General features: G+C 71.3%; 16 protein-coding genes. 5 read left to right on the top strand and 11 right to left on the bottom strand.

What is annotated here, in order from left to right:
• Positions 1-82: 82 nt before the first annotated feature.
• From ACIP89_RS32145 to ACIP89_RS32135, 3 genes are all read right to left on the bottom strand, one after another.
• On the bottom strand, positions 83-658 hold the full coding sequence (locus ACIP89_RS32145) for a histidine phosphatase family protein (protein ID WP_401930017.1): 576 nt from the start codon (positions 656-658) through the stop codon (positions 83-85).
• A gap of 61 nt (positions 659-719) precedes the next feature.
• On the bottom strand, positions 720-1,151 hold the full coding sequence (locus tag ACIP89_RS32140; RefSeq protein ID WP_401930295.1) for a GNAT family N-acetyltransferase: 432 nt from the start codon (positions 1,149-1,151) through the stop codon (positions 720-722).
• Positions 1,148-2,617: a PLP-dependent aminotransferase family protein gene (locus ACIP89_RS32135; RefSeq protein WP_402117944.1), complete on the bottom strand. Its 1,470-nt coding sequence runs from the start codon at positions 2,615-2,617 to the stop codon at positions 1,148-1,150. Before ACIP89_RS32135 ends, ACIP89_RS32140 begins: the two co-directional genes overlap by 4 nt.
• Here ACIP89_RS32135 and ACIP89_RS32130 point away from each other — a divergent pair.
• Complete coding sequence (locus ACIP89_RS32130; protein WP_402117942.1) at positions 2,616-3,605, top strand: DMT family transporter; 990 nt, start codon at positions 2,616-2,618, stop codon at positions 3,603-3,605. The genes ACIP89_RS32135 and ACIP89_RS32130 overlap by 2 nt on opposite strands.
• Before the next feature lie 85 nt (positions 3,606-3,690).
• A complete protein-coding gene (locus ACIP89_RS32125; RefSeq protein ID WP_402117940.1) occupies positions 3,691-3,912 on the top strand; it encodes a DUF1918 domain-containing protein in 222 nt (73 codons plus the stop codon).
• 1 nt (position 3,913) lies between these two features.
• Here ACIP89_RS32125 and ACIP89_RS32120 read toward each other — a convergent pair whose 3' ends face one another.
• Positions 3,914-5,155, bottom strand: a complete 1,242-nt coding sequence (locus ACIP89_RS32120; RefSeq protein ID WP_401930268.1) for a glycoside hydrolase family 10 protein — start codon at positions 5,153-5,155, stop codon at positions 3,914-3,916.
• A gap of 214 nt (positions 5,156-5,369) precedes the next feature.
• Here ACIP89_RS32120 and ACIP89_RS32115 point away from each other — a divergent pair, with 214 nt between their 5' ends.
• The gene (locus ACIP89_RS32115) at positions 5,370-6,227 is read left to right on the top strand and encodes a 3-hydroxybutyryl-CoA dehydrogenase (RefSeq protein ID WP_401930007.1); all 858 of its coding nucleotides are present in this window, start codon (positions 5,370-5,372) and stop codon (positions 6,225-6,227) included.
• Positions 6,228-6,547: 320 nt separating this feature from the next.
• A complete protein-coding gene (locus ACIP89_RS32110; protein WP_401930265.1) occupies positions 6,548-7,378 on the top strand; it encodes a SigB/SigF/SigG family RNA polymerase sigma factor in 831 nt (276 codons plus the stop codon).
• A gap of 376 nt (positions 7,379-7,754) precedes the next feature.
• On the opposite strand, the gene ACIP89_RS32105 is transcribed toward ACIP89_RS32110, so the two are convergent.
• Both ACIP89_RS32105 and ACIP89_RS32100 read right to left on the bottom strand, forming a co-directional pair.
• The gene (locus tag ACIP89_RS32105) at positions 7,755-10,502 is read right to left on the bottom strand and encodes a CDP-glycerol glycerophosphotransferase family protein (RefSeq protein WP_401930287.1); all 2,748 of its coding nucleotides are present in this window, start codon (positions 10,500-10,502) and stop codon (positions 7,755-7,757) included.
• A 1,083-nt stretch (positions 10,503-11,585) separates the two neighbouring features.
• Positions 11,586-12,776: an MFS transporter gene (locus tag ACIP89_RS32100; RefSeq protein WP_402117938.1), complete on the bottom strand. Its 1,191-nt coding sequence runs from the start codon at positions 12,774-12,776 to the stop codon at positions 11,586-11,588.
• Positions 12,777-12,853: 77 nt separating this feature from the next.
• Here ACIP89_RS32100 and ACIP89_RS32095 point away from each other — a divergent pair, with 77 nt between their 5' ends.
• Positions 12,854-13,243 (top strand): MerR family transcriptional regulator, encoded by a 390-nt coding sequence (locus ACIP89_RS32095; protein WP_401929966.1) that lies wholly within the window; start codon positions 12,854-12,856, stop codon positions 13,241-13,243.
• Between the two features lie 363 nt (positions 13,244-13,606).
• Here the strand turns inward: ACIP89_RS32095 and ACIP89_RS32090 are convergent, their stop codons facing one another.
• The 5 genes from ACIP89_RS32090 to ACIP89_RS32070 form a co-directional block, all read right to left on the bottom strand.
• Complete coding sequence (locus ACIP89_RS32090) at positions 13,607-14,137, bottom strand: NUDIX domain-containing protein (RefSeq protein WP_073737434.1); 531 nt, start codon at positions 14,135-14,137, stop codon at positions 13,607-13,609.
• A gap of 51 nt (positions 14,138-14,188) precedes the next feature.
• Positions 14,189-15,529: a transcriptional regulator gene (locus ACIP89_RS32085; protein WP_402117937.1), complete on the bottom strand. Its 1,341-nt coding sequence runs from the start codon at positions 15,527-15,529 to the stop codon at positions 14,189-14,191.
• A 429-nt stretch (positions 15,530-15,958) separates the two neighbouring features.
• On the bottom strand, positions 15,959-18,469 hold the full coding sequence (pheT, locus tag ACIP89_RS32080) for a phenylalanine--tRNA ligase subunit beta (RefSeq protein WP_402117936.1): 2,511 nt from the start codon (positions 18,467-18,469) through the stop codon (positions 15,959-15,961).
• Positions 18,469-19,596, bottom strand: a complete 1,128-nt coding sequence (pheS, locus tag ACIP89_RS32075) for a phenylalanine--tRNA ligase subunit alpha (protein ID WP_401929960.1) — start codon at positions 19,594-19,596, stop codon at positions 18,469-18,471. The genes pheT and pheS overlap by 1 nt, the downstream gene beginning before the upstream one ends.
• Before the next feature lie 123 nt (positions 19,597-19,719).
• Complete coding sequence (locus tag ACIP89_RS32070) at positions 19,720-20,841, bottom strand: ATP-binding protein (RefSeq protein WP_401929958.1); 1,122 nt, start codon at positions 20,839-20,841, stop codon at positions 19,720-19,722.
• Between the last annotated feature and the right edge of the window lie 2 nt (positions 20,842-20,843).

Raw genomic sequence — 20,843 nt, 5'->3', positions numbered from 1 at the left:
CGGTTCCCGGACAACGTACCGACTGGTCGGACCGGCGGGAAGACGTAGTGCGCCGCGATCCCGGCGGACCGGCCCGACGCCGTCAGCGGGCCCCGGTTTCGAGGCAGAGGCTCCAGCGCCGGGGCAGTCCGGTCAGCGTGACGGTGGAGAGCGGGCGGACGTCGACGTTCCAGTACGTCGAGGGCGGCGCCCGCAGCGCGTACACCAGGGCGGCCCGGACGACGGCCGGTTCGGCGACGGCGACGATCAGCCCGTCACAGGCGGGCCGGGTGTCGAGCCAGCCGCCTATCCGGGAGATGAACGCGAGCAGCGTCTCACCGCCGTGCGGCGCGGAGCGCGGGTCCGCTAGCCAGGCGTCCACGGCCGCGGGCTCGCGTGCGGTGACGTCGGCGAGCGTGAGTCCGCGCCACCGGCCCATGTCGCAGTCGCGCAGGGCGGGCTGGACCATCGGGGCGAAGCCGAGTGCCCGGCCGGTGGCACGGCTGCGGGCGGTCGGTGAGCAGTAGCGCAGCTCGGCCGCCCCCAGGGGCAACAGGGCGGGGGCGGCGAACTGCACCTCGTGCCAGCCGGTCTCGTCGAGCGGCCGGTCGTCTTCGAAGCGCTCGCCGAGCAGGGAGGAGTTGCGTGCCGCGGCGACGAGTGAGACTCGAACACTCATGGCCGCGATCGTGGAGCCGTTCGTCCCGCAGGTCAAGAGCTCGGCCGGAAGCGCTTCCGGATCAGCCGAGCTTCAGGGACATCCACTTCTCGGGGCTGTCCAGCGGCTTGAAACCGACCTTCTCGTACACGCCGTGGGCGTCGTCCGTGGCGAGCACGATCGTCCGGACGCCGGCCTCGGCGAGGTGGTCGCGCGCCGCGGTGACCATGCTCGCGCCGAGTCCGTGGCCGCGGGCTGCGCGGTCGACGTACACATCGCAGACCCAGCCGAAGGTGGCGTGGTCGGTCACCACTCTGGCGTAGCCGACCTGCTCGCCCGTCGCGAGGTCGTAGGCGCCGAAGTTGAGTGAGCCGGCGATGGCCAGATCCTGGCGCTCACGGGTCCGGCCGAGCGCCCAATAGGCGTCGGTGGAAAGCCAGTTGTGAATCCTGGCCGCGTCCAGCCGGGATGGTTCGGACGATATCTCGTAACGCTGCTGGGGAGTTTCCGTCATCCTCCGAGCGTAGCCTCCGGCGCGTCGAGGGCGCCCTCCCAGGCGGTGCGCAGCCGTCGCACGCCCTCCGTGATCGCGGCCGTCCCGGCGACGGCCGCGTAGCTCAACCGGACGTGGGGAGCCGGTGGTTCGGCGCAGAAGTACGGCCGTCCCGGCGCGATGGCGACGCCGGCCCGCAGGGCCGCCGAGACCATGGCGGACTCGTCGGCACCGGCCCCGGTGGCGGGCAGTCCCACCCAGAGGCTGCCGCCGCCCGCCGGGATGTGCGGGACCGCGAGGGCGGGCAGCTCACTGCGCAGTGCCGCCGTCATCGCGGTGCGGCGGGCCCGCAGCTCGGTGGACAGGGACCTCAGATGACGGCTCCAGGTCGGGGTGCCGACGAGTTCCAGCGCGGCCTCCTGGATCGGCCGGGGGACGAAGAAGCTGTCGACGACCTGGATCGCGCGCAGCCGTTCGAGTACCGGGCCACGGGCGGCGAGGGCGCCCACCCTGAGGCTGGGTGAGGTCACCTTGGTGAGGGAGCAGACGTGGACGACGACTCCGTCGGGGTCGTCCGCGGCCAGCGGCGGCGGCAGCCGTCCGGCGTCGTCGTGGACGAGCCGGCGGGCGAAGTCGTCCTCGATGACGAACGCCCCCGCCTCCCTGGCGATCCGGACGGCCTCGGAGCGCCTGGCAGGGGCGAGGACCGCGCCGGTCGGGTTCTGGAACAGCGGCTGGCAGACGAAGACCCGCGCGCCGGTGGCCCGGAACGCGGCGGCGAGCAGCTCGGGCCGCACACCGTCGGTGTCGGCCGGGACGGGGACGGGCCGCAGTCCGGTGGCCCGCGCCACCGCCAGCATGCCCGGGTAGGTGGGCGATTCGACGAGCACCGGGGCGCCGGGCGGGGCGAGCGCCCGCAGCGCGGTGGCCAGCGCGCTCTGGCCCCCGGCGGTGATCAGCACGTCGGCGGCGGTGAGCGCGGGCCCGATCTCGTGGGCGAACCAGGCGCGCAGTTCGGTCAGCCCGTCGGTGGGCGGGCGGCCCCAGGCGCCGGGGCGCCGGCCGGCCCGTGCGAGGGCGGCGGCGAGGGCGCGTTCCGGCTGGAGCGAACCGTGCAGATAGCCGCCGTTGAACTCGACGACGCCGGTGGCCGGGGCCGCCAGGGTGGCCAGCACGCCGGACGCGTCGACGCTGCGGGGGACGGCCTCGGGGCCGCCGTCGCCGCTGAGCGACACCTCCTGCCACGAGGTGTCGCCGGCCGGCGGCGAGGCCGTGCGGGGCTGCGCCCGGAACGCGCCGGAGCCGGGACGGGTGATGACGAGCCCTTCCGCGGCGAGCTGCGCGATGGCCCTTGAGACGGTCACGGGACTCGCCCGGAAGCGCTCCACCAGGGCACGGCTGGACGGCAGCTTCTCCCCGGGTGAGTAGCGGTTCAGCTCACTCCGCAGAGATCCCGCCAGTTCGGCCACACTGCTACGCTCATGCATGAACGCAGAGGATAGCGCTACTCCCAGCAGCACGATAGCGGTCGGGTCCACGGCGGACGGCACGGACCGCGCCCCCGCACCGGACGCCCCGGGCAGCGGCCCCGTGGTCCGGCGGGCGGGGCTGAACGGCACACTGCTCGCCGGGCTCGGAGTGCTCGCCTTCTCCCTGACCTTCCCCTCGACCGCGTGGGGCCTGGAGAGCTTCGGCCCCTGGTCCCTGGTGGCGTTGCGCAGCCTGCTGGCCGCGGTGATCGCGGGCGGCGTCCTCCTCACGACGCGGGTGCGGGTGCCGGAGCGCCGGCACTGGGCCGGGCTCGCCGTCGTTGCGGGTGGTGTGGTGGTCGGGTTCCCGCTGCTGACCACGCTGGCGCTGCGGACCTCGACGACCTCGCACGCGGCCGTGGTGGTGGGGCTGCTGCCGCTGACCACGGCGGTGTTCTCCTCGCTGCGGACCGGCTCGCGGCCCTCCCGTGCGTTCTGGACCGCGGCGGTGGCCGGCGCCGGTGTGGTGATCGTCTTCACCGTGCTGCAGAGCGGCGGCACGCTCTCGGCCGGGGACGTCTTCCTGTTCGGCGCGCTGCTGGTCTGCGCGGCCGGGTACACGGAGGGGGGCAGGCTGGCGAAGGCCATGCCGGGCTGGCAGGTGATCGGCTGGGCGCTGATCCTCACGCTGCCGCTCGCCGTGGCGGGCACCGCGCTCGCGCTGACGTACGAGCCGGTGCGGCTGACCGCGCACGGGGTGATCGGCGTGGTCTGGGTCGCGGCGTGCTCGACCTTCTTCGGGCTGTACGTCTGGTACCGGGGCATGGCCGAGATCGGGGTGGCCCGGGCCAGCCAGCTCCAGCTCGCGCAGCCGCTGCTGACGCTGGTCTGGTCGTACTTCCTGCTCGGCGAGGAGGTCTCGGCGGCCGCACCGGTGGCGGCCGTCGCGGTACTCCTCTGCATCGCGGCGACCCAGCGCGCGGGGCGCGCCGGGCGCGAGCGGTGACCGCCCCCGGCGAACCGGCCGGCCGCGACCCGTCCGGGCATAGACTTGTCGACATGGACCGCCACTCGTGAGGAGGTCACTCCCGATGGAGGCACACACGGGCGACCGGCTGGTGACGCACGGCAGGACCTTGGGGCAGCAGGACCAGGTCGCGGAGATCGTCGAGGTGCTCGGCACCGGAGGCACTCCCCCGTACCGCGTCCGCTTCGGCGACGGACATGAACATCTCCTGGTTCCCGGCCCCGACAGCGTCGTCCGGCGCTCCGTCGGCCCCGCCCCCGGGCCCCGGGACGGCGGAGCGCCCTGAGTCAGCCGGACGGGCGCACCCGCGAGCGGTAGTGGTCGGCCACCACCCGTGACATCGCGCCGATCCGGTCCGCGACCACGGCCCTCCCCGAGAAGTAGGCGTGGCCCCGGACCTGGTCGTACCCGGCGGCCAGGTCGATGTGCCGGGACAGTTCCGCCGGGTCCCGCCAGGCCGCCGGCTGAGCCGGATCGCCGGCCTTGTAGAGCGCCTCACCGATGAAGAGCTCGACGCCCGTGCCGCGTACCACCTCGTTCCACCAGGGCACCAGCACGGCGTAGTCGGCGGCGGCGAGGCCGATGTTCCAGTAGAGCTGCGGGCAGATGTAGTCGATCCAGCCCTTCTTGATCCAGCCGCGGGTGTCGGCGTACAGATCGTCGTAGGTCTGCACCCCGGCCGCGCTCTTCGAGCCGAGCGGGTCGGTCGAGGCGTTGCGCCACACCCCGAACGGGCTGATGCCGAACCGGACGCCCGGCCGGACCTCCTTGATCCGCCGGGCGGTCTCCTGCACCAGCTTGTCGGTGTTGGAACGCCGCCACGCCGCCTTGCCGGCGAAGCCCGCACCGTACTTCTCGTAGGCGGCCCCGTCCGCGAAGGACTGCCCGGCCACCGGATAGGGGTAGAAGTAGTCGTCCCAGTGGACCGCGTCGATCTCGTAGCGGCGCACCGCGTCCAGCATGGCGTCCTGGACGAAGCTCCGGACCTCGGGCAGGCCCGGGTTGTAGTAGAGCTTCCCGCCGTACGGCAGCGCCCAGTCGGGGTGCACCCTGGCGGGATGGGCGGCGGCCAGCCGGGAGCGGTCGGTGTGGTTGGCGACCCGGTACGGGTTGAACCAGGCGTGCAGTTCCAGGCCGCGGCTGTGCGCCTCGCGCACCGCGGTCCCCAGCGGGTCCCAGCCGGGGTCCTTGCCCTGGACGCCGGTGAGGCACTTGGCCCACGGCTCGTACGGGGAGGGCCACAGCGCGTCGGCGGACGGACGGACCTGGAGGATCACCGCGTTCAGCCGCCGGTCGACGGCCTCGTCGAGGTAGGCGATCAGCTCCGCCTCCTGGGCTGCGGCGGAGAGCCCCGGCTTCGACGGCCAGTCCAGGTTGTCGATCGTGCCCACCCACATGCCTCTGAGCTCAGACCGCAGCACGTCGCGAGGGGCGCCCGGCCGCACCGCGGGCACCGAGGTCGCGGAGGCCGCCGCAACCACGGCGCCCGGGGCCGCCACCGAGGCCACCGTCCCGGCCGCACCGGCCACAAAGCTCCTTCTGGCGATTTGCCGCATTTCCTCGCACCTGCCGTTTCTCTGTCCTCCTCCGGCCCCCGGGATCGCAGGCCAGCGGCGCGCATGCGCGCCCCGGCCTGCGATCCCGCGCTGGGCGCGGAGTAACGTCGTGGGGTCGAGGCGGAGCCCGGAACCGAACGGAAGCCGCCGCACGGAGAACAGTGAAAGGCACGAGGTGACGGACTCTATGGCGGACATCGCACGCGTCGGAGTGGTCGGCTGCGGCCAGATGGGCGCAGGCATCGCGGAGGTGTGCGCCCGCAGCGGCCTCGATGTCAGAGTGGCCGAGACCACCGGCGAGGCACTGGAGATCGGCCGCACCAGGCTCTACAACTCCCTCTCGAAGGCCGCCGAACGCGGCAAGATCACCGAGGAGGAGCGCGACGAGACCCTCGGCCGCCTCACCTTCACCACCGACCTCGGCGAGTTCGCGGACCGCGATCTCGTGATCGAGGCCGTGGTGGAGAACGAGCAGGTGAAGACCGAGATCTTCCAGGTGCTGGACCAGGTGGTGACCCGGCAGGACGCGATCCTCGCCTCCAACACCTCCTCGATCCCGCTGGTGAAGCTGGCCGTCGCGACCTCGCGCCCCGACCAGGTCATCGGGATCCACTTCTTCAACCCGGCCCCGGTGCAGAAGCTCGTCGAGCTGATCCCCGCGCTGACCACGTCGGACGAGACGGTCAAGCGTGCCGAGGCCGTGGTGCAGGACATACTGGGCAAGCACCCGATCCGCGCCCAGGACCGGTCCGGCTTCGTCGTCAACGCGCTGCTGATCCCGTACCTGCTCTCCGCGATCCGGATGTTCGAGTCGGGCATCGCCAGCCGCGAGGACATCGACAACGGCATGGAGATGGGCTGCGCCCACCCGATGGGCCCGCTCAAGCTCGCCGATCTGATCGGCCTGGACACCGTGGCCTCGGTCGCTGACTCGATGTACGACGAGTACAAGGAGCCGCTGTACGCCGCTCCCCCGCTGCTCCAGCGGATGGTGGACGCGGGCCGGCTCGGCCGGAAGACCGGTTCGGGTTTCTACGCCTACTGACCGTCACGCCGACGGGCCCGGCGCTGACGCCGCCGGGCCTGTTGGGACGCGACAACGTCGATCCTGCGGCGGGTGGTCCGTCCTCCCGGCCAGTTCCACATCCCCTTCCCATGTGAGGAAGACACCCCGTAGCACGAGGCCTCCCGGTACGGACCGTGTTCCCGACCGGCCTCGCGCGGTGGAACCCCGGGGAAGGCAATTCGACTGCTTTGCGCGAAGTGGGTGTGGGTTCGGCGGAGAGGGGCACATGCGCGGTTGCCCGTATCTCTTCGAGGAGGACCCCCGTGGCCGTTAAGACTTCCGCTTCGGCAGCTGCTGATATGTCGGTGGCCCTGGACCTGCCCGCGGTGGGGGACCCCTCGCAGGTGGCCCCCAAGGACGCGCGGGCTGTGGGCCGGGTCTTCTTCGACCGGCTGCAGCACCTCGAAGAGGGCACCCACGAGTACGCGTACGTGCGCAACAGCCTGATCGAGATGAACCTGTCGCTGGTGCAGTTCGCCGCGAGCCGGTACAAGAACCGCGGCGGCGGTGACATGGAGGACATCGTCCAGGTCGGCACGATCGGTCTGATCAAGGCCATCGACCGCTTCGAGCTGTCCCGCGAGGTCGAGTTCACCTCCTTCGCGATCCCCTACATCGTGGGGGAGATCAAGAGGTTCTTCCGCGACACGAGCTGGTCGGTGCACGTGCCGCGGCGCCTTCAGGAGCTGCGGGTCAATCTGGCCAAAGCACGTGAGCACCTGGCCACCGAACTCGGACGCGACGCCGGTGTCGCCGAACTCGCCCAGTACATGGAGATCAGCGAGGAAGAAGTCGTCGAAGGCATGATCGCCTCCAACGGCTACACCGCGGGCTCCCTGGACATGCCCATGGAGAGCGCCGGTGAGGGAGCCGACCAGAACAGTCGCAACTACGCGGACGTGATCGGTGGACGCGACCCCGGCATCGAGTTGTTCGAGAACCTCAACACCCTGGCCCCGTTGCTGCGTGAGCAGCTCGACGACCGCGAGCGCACTCTCCTCCGTATGCGCTTCGGACAGGAGATGACGCAGGCCAGCATCGGGAAGGAACTCGGAATCTCCCAGATGCACGTCTCCCGCCTCCTCAACAAGACCCTCGCGAAACTCCGGAGCGGCATGCTCAGCGAGTAACAGCGGCCGGCATGCTCCCCTCCGCGTTGTTGCCCGCTTCTTCCTGCCGGGCGGGCATGGTGGCGCTGGAGGGCCGCATCGATCCCGGCGGGGTTCCGAGACAGGGGCCGGCGGAACGCCGGGAGCGGTCGGCGGCCGTCTGTACGAGCCGGATCGCCGCGTATCCGGGACAGCTCTTACGAGCCCGTACACGGCGGAGACGCCGGTCTCGGCTCAGGGGTTGCTGACCCGTCGCCACCCCGCCGCGGGGGAAGACCGGTTCGGTTCTCCACGCCTACTGACCGTGCCCCCGACGGGCCCGGCGCTGACGCCGCCGGGCCCGTCGGGGGCACGTTGTGCTAGGTCATACCTGGTTCACCCAGGCCGTTTCGCGCCTTCAGCCCACGAGCATGCGGTCCACGACCCGCGCTGTCGCCAGACCGTCCCCTGGCTCGCAGAAGTCCTTCTTGAACTGAGCGTACTTCTCCCGGTACTCCGCTTCGACGGTATCGACGTCGCGCAGGGCCTTGACCAGCTCTTCGGAGGTCTCCAGCAGCGGGCCGGGCGCGCGGGTGGTGAAGTCGAAGTACAAGCCGCGCAGCGAGTCCCGGTAGTGCTCCAGGTCGTAGGTGAAGAACAGCATCGGCTTACTCGAGTGCGCGAAGTCGAAGAGCGCCGAGGAGTAGTCGGTGATCAGGACATCGGCGACGAGGTACAGGTCGGCGATGTCCGGGTAGCGGGTGACATCCCACACGAAGCCCCCGCCGGCACCCGGTACGTTGTCATGGACCCTTGGGTGCTTGCGGAAGAGCAGCACGTGGTCGTGACCGAGTTCCGCCTGGGCCGCGGCCAGATCGATCCGCAGATCGAGTTTGTACAGATTGCTCGCGTGCCGCTGGTCCTCCCGCCAGGTGGGAGCGTAGAGCACCACCTTCTTGCCCTCGGGCAGGCCGAGCCGCTCCCTGACCCGTGCGGCCCGCTCGTCCCGGTCGGGGGCGTGGAAGACGTCGTTGCGCGGATACCCGCTCTCAAGCATGTCGCTCTCGATGGAGTACGCCCTGCGCATGATCTCCGTGGTGTACGCGTTCGGCGACACCACGAACTCGAACTGGCGATAGCTGTGCGGCAGCCCGGCGATATAGGCGGGACTCGACTTGGGAGAGCCGAGCAGGTCCTTACCGATCTTCTTCAGCGGCGTGCCGTGCCAGGTCTGCACGACCCGTTGCCCGGGGCGGGTGACGAACCAGTCGCCTATCGCCGTGTTGACGACGACGTAGCGGCTGCGCGCCAGCGCCTCGTACCACTCGCGGCTGCCCCAGCCCACCACACGCGCTTCCGCCGGCATCTCCGGCAGCCCCGTGTCCTGGGTCCAGATGTGCTCGACCTCGACCCCCCGGCGCACCAGCTCCTCGTAGACCGCCCGCGGGGAGTCCGAGAACTGCTTGCCCCCGAGGCTTATGTAGAGGACCGCGTCGCGCAAGGGGAGCTCGCGCTGCTCGTGGAAGTACGTCTCGCGCAGTATGCGCTGCCGGTAGGCGCCGTGCTCATCGGGGCCGAGCAGGCGTTGCGGCTCGATGAAGATGCGGTCGAAGTAGCGGCGGTCCACGGTGTAGGCACGCTGGGGGCCGCTCAGGGACAGGGGCAGCTCCTGGACCTGCTCCGGACGCAAGGTCACCGGGACGTCCCCGGACTTGTCCCAGGCGTCCGCGTCGCGGAAGAACAGGTACCAGCGACCCGGGCACAGGGGAAGGTCGGGACCGTGTGCCTGGGGGGCCGCCTCAAGCTTGATCCGAAGTGCGAACCGCCCGTCGGTGAGCTGGACCGGCAGCTCCTTCTCCTCGAAGCGGACGCCGTGCCGCAGGATGAACTTCTTCCCGGCCGCCTCCTCACCGGGATACGTGCCCTCGATCAGCAGCTCCCCGGGGCCGGTCACGGTCATCGCGTCGACGACGGGTCGTACGGCTCGCGTTGCCAGCATCAGCCTGCCGGGTCCGTCGCGGTGGATGGCCAGCTCGCGGCCGGGGGTGAGCCCATGCCTTGCGGTCGTGAAGCCCTCGGCGAGGGGGGCCTCCTGGGCCCGCCCGTCGTCTCCGCGGAGGGAAACCTTGAACTGCCGGGTCTTGGTTCCCGACAGGTCGTTCTCGGCCAGCTGGGCAAGGCTGAAGACCGCTTGGTGGCGCCGGAACGCGTCGGGGGAAGCGGACAGGGCGGTGAACGGGCTGTCGAGTCTGTTGTCGCCGTCGACGACGCTCACGGCGGCGGGGGCCGCGGCGCCGCTCCGCACCCTGGTGACGATTCGCAGTTCGCCGTCCGCGACGGTGCAGGACTCGACCTCGACAGCGGGCTGCTGCACCGTGATGCTCACGGCGTTCTTGATGAAGCCGACCACGAGACGTGAGCCGTCCGCCAGGTGACGGACCTGGTTGTGCCCGGCCGTGCCCGCGTCGCGCTGGCGCACCCGGGCGCCGTAGGTCCCGCCCGGTCCCGGTATCCCGATGTAGAGGAACCACTGGCCGGCGCCGAGCCCGGCAAGCTCGTGCAGCCGACGAGCGGGGACGACGACTTCGAAGCCCGACTGGTCGTAGCAGTGCAGCGCCTGTCCGGAGGCGACGGTGGCCTGCTCGTTCGTGGTGCGGCGCATGCGCAGTTTGATGCGGCGGCCGGTCTCGCCGTGCTCCAGCACCGCGAACCGGCCGATGACGCGGCCCGAGGCGCGCGGCAGGTTCGCGACAAACGCGTACCCTCCCCACACCAGATCGTCGCCGCGCCACTCGACCGAGGTGAGCTGCGCCGTCACCGGCAGGTCGCGAGGCTTGAGCGCGGTTATCCGCTCGGGCAGCGCGAGGCTCCGCATCCCCGGCAGCACCAGGCGCGGGCGCCGGACGCCCGCCACGAGAAAGGCGCCCGGGTCCCTGCGCTGGCTCCGGACCACCTCGACGAGGTCTTCCGCACGCCCCTCGGCAGCGAGGTGCCAAATGACGCGCGCAGCCGGACGGAGGCTGGTGAGCGCTCCCTCGCCGTGGGTGTCGAGCAGTTCCCGCGCCTCGGCAGTCAGCTCTTCGCGCTCGGCCTGCGAGCTCTCGGGGAAGAAGCGCAAGATCCTCTGCACTCTTGCCGATGCGAGATCGGCGAGAGACTGCGCCATGAATAACGCCCTTCTTCAATGTGGCAGTTGACTTCAAGGAGTCACGCGTTAACCGAGCTGCCTGCGATTGATGCGGATTTATCGTACGCAACCGATGAGAGGCACTTGCCGGAGTTGCGCGCCGTCGGCCGGGCCCGCAGGCGAGGGTATCCGCCGCTCGGGAGACGTAAAGCCCCCGTACCGTCAACATCAAACCGATTGTCGCGATTGCGCATCATGAGGGCTTTTAGTTAGTTTCGTCCGGATTCGCGTGAGTGGATTGCGACAGGGTGGGCGTTCGGCGCGGCTGCGGGCACTCGCGATTGTGGATAGTTGTACGGATCTTGTAAAAAAAATCTGTGATGTAAATGACACCGTTCTGGACCGAAGGGGCGATTTAAGGCCCGGTTCACTCCCCCTTGGTTTGGCTGTCACACTTCCGGTATCAGGCCTTATTGCCGAAAGATGCGATTTGTCCAAACTTCACGCGCTGCCACGTCGGCATTCCTGGCAATGGAAATCCCCTTGGCGCAGGGCATCCGGACCACAGACGATCCGGTGGAGGCAGCTCGCCGAAAGGCCGATGGCGCATCCGCTGTCATTGATGAACCAGCGGGCACATTCACCGAATACGGCGCCGATAGCGAATCACGCCATAACTCGTCGGATTGCAGATAGTCGCCTTCCTTTCGTGGCGCCGGCCGATTGCACACGGCTCCCGCACGGAACTCGGCCTCGTAGGCCCTGTTCTCGTACGGCTACCGCCAGGCGATGACCTGCTCGGCCCAGGTACCGCGGCCATAGGCGATCTGTGCGGACATCGTGATCGCCTGGTGCCCAGGGACGGTAGCGAGGGTGGTGGGCGGCAGTGACAACTCCGACCGGATCCCACCCCAAGGTGGCGGGGCGTTCGGGCCCAGCCTCCCAGGTGCGCGTTTCCGGTCCCCCGGATGCAGGCTGCTGGCGACGGTACGGATCAGTACTTCGCCGGTTCCTGGAATGGGCTGGAGGACCTCCCGGACAGCCAGGACTTCGGGCCCGCCGTGATGAGCGATTTGGATCGCGTGCCTGTCGATCTCCCTTGCGGGGTGAGTGGACGGGGAATCAGGCGGCGATCGAGGCTTCGTGTCCGGCGTCCTTCGCCGTCGTCCGTGTCCGGGGCAGGACGAGATAGGTCAGGGCCAGCCCGATCAGGCTCAGCACCGCGCCCACCAGGCCGGTCCAGCGCAGATTGCCGGCTGCGACGATCGCGCCGCCGATGACCGAGCCGGCTGCGGCCCCGAGGTTGAAGGCGCCCACGTTGACGGAGACCGCCAGGTTCGGCGCGGCGCCCGCGTGATGCAGGATCAGTCCCTGCAGCGGGGCGATGGTCGCGGTGGCGAGCAGGCCGAGTACCAGGACCGCCGCAACGGCGGTGGGCTGCCACACCACGGCGAACGGGAAGAGCAGGAGCGTCCCCGCCAACCCGCCGAAGACCCCGCGTACGGTGGCGCTCATCGACTTGTCGGTCAGTCTGCCGGCGGTGAGGTTGCCGAGGAAACTGCCCGCGCCGTAGGCGAGCAGCAGACCGGAGACCGCCGCGGCGGAGAAGCCGGAGACGCGGGTCAGCAGCGGGGCGATGTAGGTGAACACCGTGGCGACCCCGGAGAAGCCCACCGCGGTGGTGGCGATGGCGAGCATGACCGGCCGACGTGCCACTACGCGTATCTCGTCACGCAGTCGTGTGGACGGTGCCTCCTGCCGGGGCAGTACGGCGGCCAGGAGCACGGTGCCCACCAGGGACAGAACGGTCAGCACAGCGAAGGGTGCCCGCCATCCGGCGCCCTGCCCGAGCAGTGCCCCCAGGGGCACTCCGAGGAGCGTGGCCACGGTGAAGCCGGAGGCCACGGTGGCGATGGCAGAGCCCGTCTTCTCGGCCGGGACCACCCGAGTCGCCGTCACCAGCGCCAGCGCCAGGAAGCCGGCGTGACTCAGCGAGGACACCACGCGGCCCACCAGGAGCAGTCCGAAGGACGGCGCCACGGCGCTGATCGCGCTGCCCGCCGCGAACAGCAGCATCAGCCCGATGGCGAGCCCCTTGCGCGGCAGCCGCGAGGTCAGCAGGGCCATGAGCGGCCCTCCGACCACGACTCCGAGCGCGTATGCGGTCACCGCTTGTCCAGCGGTGCCCACGGAGACGTTCAGATCCTCGCCGACCTCGGGCAGCAACCCAGCGATCAGATACTCCGAGGTGCCTACGACAAAGACGCTCGCGCACAATGCGGCGAGCGTCGCGAAACCCTTGTTCGTCTTCATGCCGCAGACGCTAAACTCTCACATCGGTATGAGAGTCAAGCCGAACGGGCCATGCCCGCATGACCCAGGAGGTCCATGTGCGTATCGGTGAGTTGTCCCGGCGGACCGACGTGGGCGTGCACCTGCTGCGCTATTACGAGGAGCAGGGGCTGCTCCACCCGCAGCGCCGCCCCAGCGGTTACCGGGAATACGTCGAAGAAGACGTTGCCGTCGTCCGCCGCATCCGCAGCCTGCTGGCTGCCGGCCTGAACACCTCCACGATCACCACGGTCCTGCCGTGCTTGCGGGACACCGGTGACCGTCTCGTCCCCACCTGCTCGGACCTGCTCGCCGACCTCCATCGGGAGCGCGACCGCATCACCCAGGCCATCAGCGACCTTCAGGCTTCCAGGGACGCGCTCAATGACGTCATCGCCGCGGCCCCGGCCGACGTCACGCGCCGGGCGCTGGTCTCACTCGACGTGTAGACGAATTGACTCTCTCGACCCTTTCCCGGAGAAAGATCACGAACGGTCAACGAGAGCGGCCCGGAGACCGCATCCTCGGTCAGCACTCGTTCTCACCGGCAATGTCGGGCGGCACCCTTGCCCTCGCTGTCACGCGTCGTCGGGCTCACCCTGCCGCTCGCGTTCCGGAGCAGTCGCCGGCACTTACCGCACCGGCCGCTTCACGAAGGTGCCCCGACTCGCCAGGCTCCTGCGTGTGCCGACACCCGCTGACCGCGGACCGGGTCAGCCCTGGCGGCCCGTACGCCGCTCCCCCACCGCCCGGTGCGAGGGGCCGGCGGGTCGTCCCTCGCACCGGAGCGGGCCGGCTCGGCCCAGCCGTGGTCAGCCCAGCCGTAAGTGGTGCAGCATCATCAGCCCGGCCGCCATGCCCGCGGCCGGCACCTCACCGCGGGCGATCATGTCCGGCACCAGCTTGAGCGGTATCCACTCCCGGCGCGAGGACTCGAAGGCGTCGCAGGGCTCACCGGTCCATTCGGCCTGTTCGCCCCAGTAGAAGTGGTGCCGGGCGTCGGTGAGCCCGTTCGACGGCTCCACGGTCAGCAGCGGGCGCAGCGGTCCGGGACGCCAGCCGGTCTCCTCCTCCATCTCCCGCGCGGCCGCCGCGGCGAGACCCTCGCCGTCCTCGACGACGCCCGCGGCGAGCTCCCAACCCCAGCTGTCGGTGATGAACCGGTGCCGCCAGAGGAGCAGCACCTCGTTCGCCTCGTTGACGACGGTGGCCGCGGCGACGGGGCGGAGCCGGATGACGTAGTGATCGAGGTGGTCGCCGTCCGGGAGGACGACGTCGGCCAGATTGACCCGGAACCAGCGATTCTCGTACACAGTCTGTTCGTTCAGGTTCGTCCACTGCACAGTTCTGCCACCTTCTGACTAGTAGGTGGCCATATCGCAGCAGACCTACGCTCACAGTGGTACGCGCAGCGATCCGTCGATGAGCTCCGCGGCCCGTTCCGCCTCAGCGCTGCCGCTCGCGACCAGCTGCCCGCGCACGGAGCGCAGCCGGTCGCGCAGCCGCTGCGACTCCATGCCCCTGGCACGGTCCGCCATCTCCGCGGCCGTGACCGCCGCCCGGTCGGCCTCGCCCTGCCGCAGCTCGATGGTGGTCAGCATGGCCAGCCGGTGCACCCGGCCCCGGTCGTGCGCGGGCGTGCGCACCGCTGCCACCGCGTGCTCTCTGGCGGCGGGCAGGTCGCCGAGGCTCAGCAGCGCCTCCGCCACCTGGACGTTGACCAGGCCCGGCTGGACGTACCCCGTCTCGTCCGGCTCCTGGCCCGGCCGGATGCGCTCGGCCTCCGACTCGGCGCGCCGGATGGACTTCAGGGCGCCGCCGCCGTCGCCGAGATGGGCGTACGCCTTGGCCTGCATCGCGTGCAGGTCGGCGGCGAGCGCGGGGGTGATGTCGCGCCCGGCGGCCCGCAGCGCCGCCTCCGCGAACGCGACGGACTGCCGGTAGTCCGCCAGGAACAGCGACTGGTTGACCAGCAGCGCGATCACATAGCCGCCCAGCCCCCGGTCCCCGCTCGCCTTGGCCAGCCGCAGCGCCTGATGGAAGTAGCGCTGGGCGAGCCCGTGCGCGTCGGAGTCGTAGGCGCAGATGCCCGCGACGGCCACCAGCCCGCCCGTCGCCCGGTGCAGCTGACGCCCCATCGCGTCGCTGTAGCCGCCGCGCAGCAGCGGGGCGGTCTCGGCGTTGAGGAAGCCGACGATGCGCGACCGCGTCGCGATGCCGCCCGCCCTGCGGTACATCAGTTCGTAGTGGGCGCGGGCGGCGCGCAGGGTCGCTATGTCGGCCATGCTGACCCGGCTCGTACCCGCGCGGGACACGTCCGCGTCCTCCGGCGGGTTCTCCCACTCCCACACCGGCATCACCGCGGTGGTCCCGGTGACCGCGGGGGCGGCGACGACGTGCGGGCGCTGCTGTTCGTCGGAGCGCCACAGCGCGGTGGCCCGTTCGACGAACCCGGTGAGCGAGGACCCCTGACCGGGAGCGCGCCCGCCGTGGGCCGCCATGCCGATGTCGTCGAGCGAGACCGCCCTGCGCAGGCGGCCGCCGAGCACTTCGCAGATCAGGTCGGGCACCTGGCCGCGGGGGCGCTGGCCCTTCAGCCAGCGGGCGACGGCGGTGTGTTCGTACCGCAGGCACAGGCCCCGGCCGCGGCCTGCCTGGTTGACGTGCGCGGCGAGCCCGGCCCGGGAGACACCCGCCTCGTCGATCAGAGCCTCTAGCAGAGTGTTGGGCTCCATTGCCCCCATTGCCCCCTCCGGTGGGTCGGCACGCCAGGACGTGTCGCCCCAGTGGAGCACGATTCACACGGGGTGTGAACGGAATGCCCGAACCGTCCCGCTGCGCACGCTGTTGCGCGGGCCGGCGAATGGCTTGACTGAATCCCTCGCAAGAGGCGGCCGGGTCGTCTGCTCCCCCTCGTACAGCACGACGACCCACCTCCGCGCCGTCCGCTCTGCCGACCTGCCCGACACTCCGCGGCAGTGCGGGCGGCGCCGGATCGCACGACCCACTGCCCACTGATCGGAGGGTGGCCGCGGGGTCGGCCGGGCGCCGGGTTCCCCCGGACCCGGCCAGGGCCCGTGTGCGGTCCCCCGCCTCCCGGCGAGTACGCGGGAGGGGCGTGTCCGGTGGCCGGACACGCCCCTCCTCGCTGTGCGCCCCAGCCGTTACGCGCCGCGCAGCACCGCGCCCGTGCGCTCGGCGGCCAGTGCCACCGCGGCGTCCCGGGCGGCGGTGGCCTCGTCGACGGTCAGCGTGCGGTCCGCGGCGCGGAACCGCAGCGCGTACGCCAGGGACTTGTGGCCCCCGCCGATCTGCTCACCCGTGAAGACATCGAACAGCCGCAGCGATTCGAGGAGTTCACCCGCGCCCTCGCGCAGCGCCCGCTCCACATCGGCGGCGGGCACGTCCTGCTCAACGACCAGCGCGACGTCCTGGGTCGCCACCGGGAAGGTGGAGATCCTGGGCGCCTGGAGCGCGCCGTCCACGGCCCGCTCCAGTACGTCGAGCTCGACCTCCATGGCGCAGGTGCGCTCGGGCAGGTGGAGCTCCTTGATGACGCGCGGGTGCAGCTCACCGGCGTGCCCGAACAGGGTCTCCTCGCCGTTGACGCTCACGTACAGCTCGGCGCAGCGGCCCGGGTGCCACGGCGCGTACTGCCCGGCGCGGACCGTGAGGCCGACACCGGCCTCACGGGCGATGGTGCGGGCGGCCTCGACGGAGTCCGCCCAGTCGGCCGGGCGGCCCTTGCCCCACCAGCCGGCCTGCTCGCGGGCGCCCGCGAGGACGACGGCGGCGCGGCGCGGCTGACGCGGCAGCGCGGCGTCGAGCGCGGCGATCTCCTCGTCGGAGGGGCGCCGGTCGACGGGCAGCCGGACGGGCTCGGTCTCCTGGCCGGTCGGCACGAAGACGAGACCGGTCTCGAAGAGCGCGAGGTCGTGGCTGCCCCGGCCGTCGTTGCGCCGCAGTGCGCCGAGGAGGCCCGGCAGCAGCGTGGTGCGCAGCGACGGCTCCTCGTCGGAGAGCGGGTTGACGAGCCTGACCGTGCGGCGGCGGTCGTCGTCCGCCGGCAGGCCCAGCTGCTCCAGGACGGCTTCGCCGGTGAACGGGTAGTTCAGCGCCTCGACGTAGCCCGCGCCCGCGAGGGCCCGGCCGACGCGGCGGTGCAGCCGCTGGCGGTCGGTGAGCCCGCGGCCGGAGGGCGGTGTCGGGAGCGTGGACGGGAGGTTCTCGTAACCCTCCAGCCGGATGACCTCTTCCGCCAGGTCGTTCGGCTCGTTCAGGTCGGGCCGCCAGGAGGGGGCCGTGACGAGCAGCTCGTCCTGCCCGTAGACGTCGCAGCCGACCTCCTGGAGGCGCCGCACGACGGTCTCGCGGCCGTAGGCGACACCGGCCACCCTGTCCGGGTGGTCGGCCGCCATCGTGATGGTGCGCGGGCCGGACGGGGCGGTCACCTCGGTGACCCCCGCCTCCGCCGTGCCACCGGCGAGCAGCACCAGCAGGTCGACGGTGCGCTGCGCGGCAGCGGCGGCGGCCTGCGGGTCGACGCCGCGCTCGAAGCGCTTGGACGCCTCGGAGGAGAGCTTGTGGCGGCGCGCGGTGCGGGCGATCGAGATCGCGTCGAAGTGCGCGGCCTCGATGACCACCTCGGTGGTGCGGGTGTCCTCCTCCGCGTCCGCGATCTCCGTGTTGGCCCCGCCCATGACACCGGCCAGACCGATCGGTCCGCGGTTGTCGGTGATGACGAGGTCGGCCGGGTCCAGGACGCGGACGGTGCCGTCGAGGGTGGTGAGCTTCTCGCCCCGCTCGGCGCGGCGCACCCCGATCGGGCCGTCGATCCGGGTCCGGTCGTAGGCGTGCAGCGGCTGGCCGAGTTCGAGCATCACGTAGTTGGTGACGTCGACCGCGAGCGAGATCGGCCGCATCCCGGCCTTCTGGAGCCGGCGCCGCAGCCAGATCGGGGAACGGGCCTCCGGCTGCAGGCCGACCACGGTGCGCGCGGTGAAGCGGGAGCAGCCGATCGGGTCCGCGACCTGGACCGGGTAGCCGTACGCGTTCGGCGCGGGCACGTCCAGGAGGGCCGGGTCGCGCAGCGGCAGGCCGTAGGCGATGGCGGTCTCGCGGGCGACGCCGCGCATCGAGAGGCAGTAGCCGCGGTCGGGGGTGACGGCGATGTCGAGGACCTCGTCGACGAGCTGGAGCAGCTCGATCGCGTCGGTGCCCGCCTCGTGCTCCGGCGGCAGCACGATGATGCCGCCGCTGCCGTCGTCGCCCATGCCCAGCTCGTCGCCGGAGCAGATCATGCCGTGCGAGGTCTTGCCGTAGGTCTTGCGCGAGGCGATCGCGAAGTCACCGGGCAGGACCGCACCGGGCAGGACCACGACGACCTTGTCGCCGACGGCGAAGTTACGGGCGCCGCAGACGATCTCCTGCGGTTCGCCGGTGCCGTTCGCGGCGCCGACGTCCACCGTGCAGAACCGGATGGGCTTCTTGAAGCCCTCCAGCTCCTCGATGGTGAGCACCTTTCCGACGACCAGCGGGCCCTTGAGGCCGGCGCCGGTCTGCTCGACCGTCTCGACCTCAAGGCCGACGGCGACGAGCTTGGCCTGTACGTCACGGCCGGTCTCGGTGGCAGGCAGGTCGACGTACTCCCGCAGCCAGGAAAGCGGGACGCGCATCAGATCTCCATCCCGAAGGGCCGGGTGAACCGGACATCGCCTTCGACCATGTCTCGCATGTCTTCTACGTTGTGGCGGAACATCAGCATCCGCTCGATGCCGAACCCGAAGGCGAATCCGCTGTACTTCTGGGGGTCGACGCCGCAGGCGATGAGCACCTTGGGGTTGACCATGCCGCAGCCGCCGAGCTCGATCCAGCCCTCGCTGCCGCAGGTGCGGCAGGGGCGGTCCGGGTTGCCGACGGACTCGCCGCGGCAGACGTAGCAGACCATGTCCATCTCGGCGGACGGCTCGGTGAACGGGAAGAAGTTCGGCCGCAGCCGGGTCTTCATGTCCGGGCCGAAGAGCGCCTGGACCATGTGGTCGAGGGTGCCCTTCAGATCGGCCATGGTGAGGCCCTCGTCGACGGCGAGCAGCTCGATCTGGTGGAAGACCGGGGTGTGCGTCGCGTCCAGCTCGTCGGTCCGGTAGACCCGGCCGGGGCAGACGACGTAGACGGGGGGCTCGCGGTCGAGCAGCGTGCGGGCCTGGACCGGCGAGGTGTGGGTGCGCAGGACGACACCGGACTCGTCGGTCTTCGCGCCGTCGGCGCCCTCGACGAAGAAGGTGTCCTGCATCTGCCGGGCCGGGTGGTCGGGCACGAAGTTCAAGGCGTCGAAGTTGAACCACTCGGCCTCGGCCTCGGGGCCCTCCGCGACCTCGTAGCCCATGGCCACGAAGACGTCGGCGACGCGCTCCATGATCGTCGTCAGCGGGTGGCGGGCACCGGCCGGGGTGCGGTCGTAGGGCAGCGTGACGTCCACCGCCTCCTCGACCAGGACCCGGGCGTCCCGCTCGGCCTCCAGCTCCGCCTGGCGGGCGGCGAGCGCCCTGCCCACGGCGGCGCGGGCCTGGCCCACGCGCTTGCCCGCCTCGGCCTTGGCCTGCGGCGGCAGCGCGCCGATCTCGCGGTTGGCGAGGGACAGGGGCGAGGTACCACCGGTGTGCGCGGTCTTCGCCTGGGCGAGCGCGTCGAGGTCGCCCGCGGCGGCGAAGGCGGCGAGCGCCTCGTCCCGGATGCGCTCGATCTCTTCCGGTTTCAGTGCCTCGACCTCGACTGGGTCGTACGACTTGTTCGGTGCCGACATCTCTTCCCGTACTTCCGATTGGCTGGTGGCGCGACCCCGCTCGACGACTGGAGGACGCAAAGGTGCCAATGGTCGAGTCTACGGGCCACGAGGTGTGGGAGGCGCCCGTGGGCCGCCCGGCCCCTACTTCATGTAGGCCGGCGTGCTCACGGGCAGGATAAATCGGAATTCGGCGCCGCCGCCGGGGCCGCGGCCGACCGTGATCGTGCCGCCGTGCGCCTCGACGATGCCTTTGACGATGTAGAGGCCCAGGCCCGTGCCACCGCGCTTGCTCCCCCGCCAGAAGCGGGTGAAGACGCGGCCCATCGACTCCTCGGGGATGCCGGTGCCTTCGTCGCTCACGGTGACGGCCGTTCCCTTCTCGTCGCTCTTGGCCGGTGCGGGTGCCACCTCGATGGTGACGGTTCCCTCGCCGTGGCGCACCGCGTTTTCCAGCAGGTTGCCGAGGACCTGGTCGACCTTGTCCGGGTCGGCCCAGACGGCGGGCAGCGGCTGGCAGGTACGGACGAGGAAGCGGTCCGGCTCCTGGCCGTTCGCGGTGAGCGCCTGGACGTGGCGCTCCACGGCCGCCGAGAGGTCCACGGGCTGGCGGCGCAGCTCCAGCCGGCCCGAGTCGATCCGGGAGATGTCGAGCAGTTCCGTGATGAGCCGGGTGACGCGGTTGGCGTCGGCGTAGACCGTCTCCAGCATCAGCCGCTTCTGGTCGTCGGTGAACCGCTCCCACTTGGCCAGCAGCGTGGCGGTGAAGCCCTTGACAGAGGTCAGCGGCGAGCGCAGCTCGTGGGCGACGGTGGCGATCAGCTCGGCGTGGCTGCGCTCGCTGCGGCGGCGGGCCTCGGTGCCGCGCAGGCTGATCACCAGCCGGCGGACGGGCCCGGTGGGGCTCTCGCGTACGTAGCGCGCGGAGACGAGCACCTCGCGGCCGCCGGGCAGCAGCAGATTGCGTTCGGGCTGGCCGACCCGGGTGGCGAGGCCGCCGTAGGGGTCGGTCAGCTCCCACCAGCGGCGGCCCTTGAGGTCCTCCAGCGGCAGCGCGTGCTCCAGCGGGCGGCCGAGGGCGGCGGCCCGGGGCATGGCGGTGATCCGTGCGGCGGCGGCGTTGAAGCAGATCACCCGGCCGGTCTCGTCGGCGACGACGAGCCCGTCGGGAAGGTCGTCGGGGTCCAGCCCCTGGCCGGCGGGGCCGGCGTCCGGGTCCGCGTCGACGCGCACGACAGCGGCGTCCGTCGCCTGCGGTCCGCTCATGC

The sequence above is a fragment of the Streptomyces sp. NPDC088730 genome (assembly GCF_044751215.1).
In the GTDB taxonomy this organism is placed as follows: domain Bacteria; phylum Actinomycetota; class Actinomycetes; order Streptomycetales; family Streptomycetaceae; genus Streptomyces.
Note: the sequence above shows the minus strand (reverse complement) of the source record. Positions and strands in the feature narration are given on the sequence as shown.

Excerpts from the sequence above, each read along its gene's own strand:
- ACIP89_RS32145 (WP_401930017.1), bottom strand. The coding sequence starts at position 658 with ATGAGTGTTCGAGTCTCACTCGTCGCCGCGGCACGCAACTCCTCCCTG.
- ACIP89_RS32140 (WP_401930295.1), bottom strand. The coding sequence starts at position 1,151 with ATGACGGAAACTCCCCAGCAGCGTTACGAGATATCGTCCGAACCATCC.
- ACIP89_RS32130 (WP_402117942.1), top strand. The coding sequence starts at position 2,616 with ATGAACGCAGAGGATAGCGCTACTCCCAGCAGCACGATAGCGGTCGGG.
- ACIP89_RS32135 (WP_402117944.1), bottom strand. The coding sequence starts at position 2,617 with ATGCATGAGCGTAGCAGTGTGGCCGAACTGGCGGGATCTCTGCGGAGT.
- ACIP89_RS32125 (WP_402117940.1), top strand. The coding sequence starts at position 3,691 with ATGGAGGCACACACGGGCGACCGGCTGGTGACGCACGGCAGGACCTTG.
- ACIP89_RS32115 (WP_401930007.1), top strand. The coding sequence starts at position 5,370 with ATGGCGGACATCGCACGCGTCGGAGTGGTCGGCTGCGGCCAGATGGGC.
- ACIP89_RS32110 (WP_401930265.1), top strand. The coding sequence starts at position 6,548 with ATGTCGGTGGCCCTGGACCTGCCCGCGGTGGGGGACCCCTCGCAGGTG.
- ACIP89_RS32105 (WP_401930287.1), bottom strand. The coding sequence starts at position 10,502 with ATGGCGCAGTCTCTCGCCGATCTCGCATCGGCAAGAGTGCAGAGGATC.
- ACIP89_RS32100 (WP_402117938.1), bottom strand. The coding sequence starts at position 12,776 with ATGAAGACGAACAAGGGTTTCGCGACGCTCGCCGCATTGTGCGCGAGC.
- ACIP89_RS32085 (WP_402117937.1), bottom strand. The coding sequence starts at position 15,529 with ATGGAGCCCAACACTCTGCTAGAGGCTCTGATCGACGAGGCGGGTGTC.
- pheT (WP_402117936.1), bottom strand. The coding sequence starts at position 18,469 with ATGCGCGTCCCGCTTTCCTGGCTGCGGGAGTACGTCGACCTGCCTGCC.
- pheS (WP_401929960.1), bottom strand. The coding sequence starts at position 19,596 with ATGTCGGCACCGAACAAGTCGTACGACCCAGTCGAGGTCGAGGCACTG.
- ACIP89_RS32070 (WP_401929958.1), bottom strand. The coding sequence starts at position 20,841 with ATGAGCGGACCGCAGGCGACGGACGCCGCTGTCGTGCGCGTCGACGCG.